Here is a 3,429-nt window from a genome sequence, read left to right as displayed (position 1 = left end):
GGTATAAAACGAGGGAAGCAGGACGGCTGGGGCAGCCGCAGGCATTGGCGGTCGCGTTAAGTTTTTGCCGCTTGCTTGGGCTGGGATGCCCAAAACAAGCTTTCGCAAAAATAGCGACTCCCTTCGAGCGGTTGGCGCGTAATTATCGGGCGATGCTCAGCTTAGCCGCCACTGCTATTTGGCCTAATTGAGAACGCTGCCCAGCTACGCTGAATAAATTTAATTGCGTTGTTCCAGAATCTGCTTCAAGAAAGGAATGGTCAACTTGCGTTTTGCAGCCAACGATGCCCAGTCCAGCTTGTCCAGCATCAACCATAGGGACGATAGGTTACGGTCATAATGAGTAAGCAGGAATCCTGCGACTTGCGGGGGAATTTCAAAGCCTTTTTGTCGTGCCTTATAGGTTAACACGGCGATTTTGTCGTTATCGTCCAAGGACTGAATTTTTAAGGACAGACCCCAGTTAATACGCGTTTGCAGGTCGAGTAATGTGAAGGCAAGGGTGCTGGACGCACACGATGCCGATAAAATCAGCCTCTGATTGTTGTCACGATGCTGGTTAAAAAAATTAAAAAATGCCGATTCCCAATCCTCTCGTCCTGCGAGAGCGTCGATGTTGTCAACGCAAACAATCTCAAGGTCTTCAAGCCCTGTAAATAGCTCAGGTTTAGTTGATACGGAATCTGATAAATCCAGGTAAAAGGAGCTAAAACCCTGGTTGGATGCTTCATGGCAGCAGGCGTGCAATAGATGGCTTTTTCCGTGACCTGCGTTACCCCAAAGGAAAATGAATTGTTCTCCCGTTCCCGTAACGGTTTTTCTCAACTGAGCCAGGATTTCCTGGTTACTGCCTGGATAAAAGCCGTCGAACGTTTGGTTAGCCCAAAACTCAAATTTAACGGGCAGTTGTTCAGCCATGCTCAGGTGCGGGTTCCCGATAAACGTATATAAAATGTCGCACCAAAAAAAATCATCAAACTCAGCAGTATTTCCAGTAAGGTGTATGGTCTTGTACTGGCATTAACGTAGGCTTCAGCGCAGCCGTGTATAAAGTAGATAAGGCTAATATAAGCGAGCCACGCGCAACTTTTCAGCCGACCGTTCAAGAACCCACGCATCGGCAATAACAACGGCGTGACAGTGATCAGCAACATTAACGCAACAGGAAAATTTGAGACAGGAGTAAGAACGGTATTCCACAACATCAATAACACGAACAATCCGAAAAACCCCATCAAGGCAATATGATAAGGAAAGTTAGGTGCGATTTTCATGCACCTTGTTTGAGCAACAGTGATGTTTTGGCTAAACGAGCACCTAGCGCTAGGCATAGCGCTTTTTCCTGTTCGGTTATGGGCATGTCATCAGATGTTACGCGGCTAGGCCCGTAAGGCGTTCCGCCTGATGTGGTTTCACGTAAGGCGTTTTCTGAATAAGGCAAACCTAATATCAACATGCCGTGGTGCATCAATGGCAGCATCATCGACAATAAGGTAGTTTCCTGTCCGCCGTGCAAACTGCCTGTGGACGTAAAGACTCCGGCAGGTTTGCCCGAAAGTGCACCAGAAAACCAGAGTTCAGTCGTACTGTCGAGAAAGTATTTAAGCGGTGCGGCCATGTTGCCAAAGCGGGTAGGGCTACCCAATGCCAAGCCGTCACAGTCTTTCAAATCGTCTAACGTCGCGTAAATGCCACCTTCTTCGGGGATGGTGCTGGCGGTTTTTTCACAGACAGTGGAAACGTCAGGAACCGTCCTAAGCACGGCTTCAGTGCCTTTTACCGATTCAACGCCCCGTGCGATAAGGTTAGCCATTTCGGTTGTGGAGCCATTACGCGAGTAATAAAGAATTAAAATTTTTACCATTGTTAACGAGATGAAGTTTGACAATTACAATATGCTGAGTACATTTTCCGGAGGACGGCCTATCGCAGCCTTGCCGTTGGCGACGACTATCGGGCGTTCAATTAAGATAGGATGATTCACCATGCCGCTGATTAACGTTTTCCTGTCCAATGCGCTATTGTCCAGGCCATTGGCTTTGTATTCTGCTTCTTGCTTACGTATCAAATCGTGCGGCTCCATGCCGAGTTTTTCCAGAATATCGGCCAATTCCTCAGCGCTCGGTGGAGTTTTAAGATACTCGATCACTTCCGGTTCAATGCCACGGTCTTTCAGCAGTTGCAGGGTTTGCCGCGATTTAGTGCAACGCGGGTTGTGGTAAATTTTTACAGCCATAACGATTCACCTTTTTAAAAACCAATATCAAACAATCTTGAATCCTAAGCGATTATAATAGCATCCTTACTCTATTCCAGGTTTTTATTGTGGCAATACCTATCACTAAAGCACAACTGTTTGATCGCGCTAAACAGTACAGCCTGCTGGCACGGTTAGATCGGCCTATCGGCATACTCATCCTGCTTTGGCCAACGCTCTGGGCCTTATGGATAGCGAGCGAGGGCAAGCCTGATCCTTTGGTATTTACCGTGTTTTTCCTGGGCGTGGTATTGATGCGCTCAGCCGGCTGCGTCATAAACGACTACGCAGACCGTGATTTTGATCCGCATGTTGAACGGACAAAACTCAGGCCGATTGCATCCGGAAAAGTCCAGACTAAAGAAGCCTTGGCTGTTTTCGTTACGCTATGCCTGTGTGCATTCGGTTTGGTCTTGATGTTGAATGTCTATACGATATTTTTGTCATTCGGCGGGGCATTTTTAGCCGCCAGCTATCCCTTTATGAAGCGTTACACGCACTTGCCGCAGGCTTATCTCGGCATGGCCTTTGGCTGGGCGGTGCCGATGGCTTTTGCAGCCCAGCTTAATAATATTCCTGCCGTGGCTTGGGTGATGTATCTGGCAGTCGTGTTATGGGCGCTGGTTTACGACACCATGTATGCCATGGTCGATAAAGATGATGACTTAAAGATCGGCGTAAAATCCACCGCCATCCTGTTTGGCGATTACGACCGCCATATTATGGCGATATTGCAGTTGGTGATAATCGGGTTATTGATGAAAGTAGGGCTGATGCAGCAGCTCGGTTGGGCTTATTATTTTGGTTTAACGGTAGCGGCAGGGTTGTTAATCTATCAACAGATATTGATTTTTCACCGGGACAAGAAGCAGTGTTTCCAAGCGTTTCTAAACAACAACTGGTTTGGCTTGGCCGTGTTTGCGGGGATATTTATAGACTACGGCTTTAGGTAAATGCGATGTTTTAAAAATACAGTTATTAGTCTTTTTGAGAGTGTTTACATAAATATAGTTTTTTAGTTTAATATAGCCTTATCCTGATACGGTGGTGGGTATGGTCATGTTGAACTGCAAGCGATGTGGGGGCGAGCGCCTGACCAAGAACGGCGTTGTGAGGGGGAGGGTGCGCCACAAACGCAAAGGTTGTGGGCTGAATTTTATTGAGGGCGAGTG

Annotated in this window: 5 protein-coding genes and 1 pseudogene; 2 read left to right on the top strand and 4 right to left on the bottom strand. The window is 47.3% G+C overall.

Annotated features, from left to right (window positions below; translation table 11 throughout):
• Positions 1 to 191 (top strand): annotated as a pseudogene (locus tag ACLQ6D_RS17170) (hypothetical protein); the annotation flags it as partial.
• 28 nt (positions 192 to 219) lie between these two features.
• Here ACLQ6D_RS17170 and hda read toward each other — a convergent pair.
• From hda to arsC, 4 genes are read right to left on the bottom strand one after another with little or no spacing between them, the layout of a single operon-like run.
• Positions 220 to 918, bottom strand: a complete 699-nt coding sequence (hda, locus tag ACLQ6D_RS17165; protein WP_411728525.1) for a DnaA regulatory inactivator Hda — start codon at positions 916 to 918, stop codon at positions 220 to 222.
• A gap of 2 nt (positions 919 to 920) precedes the next feature.
• Positions 921 to 1,274: a DUF2069 domain-containing protein gene (locus ACLQ6D_RS17160; RefSeq protein WP_411728524.1), complete on the bottom strand. Its 354-nt coding sequence runs from the start codon at positions 1,272 to 1,274 to the stop codon at positions 921 to 923.
• Complete coding sequence (gene wrbA, locus ACLQ6D_RS17155; RefSeq protein WP_411728523.1) at positions 1,271 to 1,864, bottom strand: NAD(P)H:quinone oxidoreductase; 594 nt, start codon at positions 1,862 to 1,864, stop codon at positions 1,271 to 1,273. The genes ACLQ6D_RS17160 and wrbA overlap by 4 nt, the downstream gene beginning before the upstream one ends.
• Before the next feature lie 24 nt (positions 1,865 to 1,888).
• Positions 1,889 to 2,236 (bottom strand): arsenate reductase (glutaredoxin), encoded by a 348-nt coding sequence (gene arsC / locus ACLQ6D_RS17150; protein ID WP_411728522.1) that lies wholly within the window; start codon positions 2,234 to 2,236, stop codon positions 1,889 to 1,891.
• A gap of 95 nt (positions 2,237 to 2,331) precedes the next feature.
• On the opposite strand from arsC, the gene ubiA reads away from it, so the two are divergent.
• Complete coding sequence (gene ubiA, locus ACLQ6D_RS17145; protein WP_411728526.1) at positions 2,332 to 3,210, top strand: 4-hydroxybenzoate octaprenyltransferase; 879 nt, start codon at positions 2,332 to 2,334, stop codon at positions 3,208 to 3,210.
• Positions 3,211 to 3,429 lie beyond the last annotated feature (219 nt).

Source organism: Methyloglobulus sp., assembly GCF_046714055.1.
GTDB lineage: Bacteria > Pseudomonadota > Gammaproteobacteria > Methylococcales > Methylomonadaceae > Methyloglobulus.
The sequence above is the reverse complement of the archived record's forward strand: the minus strand, read 5'-3'. Positions and strand labels throughout refer to the sequence as shown.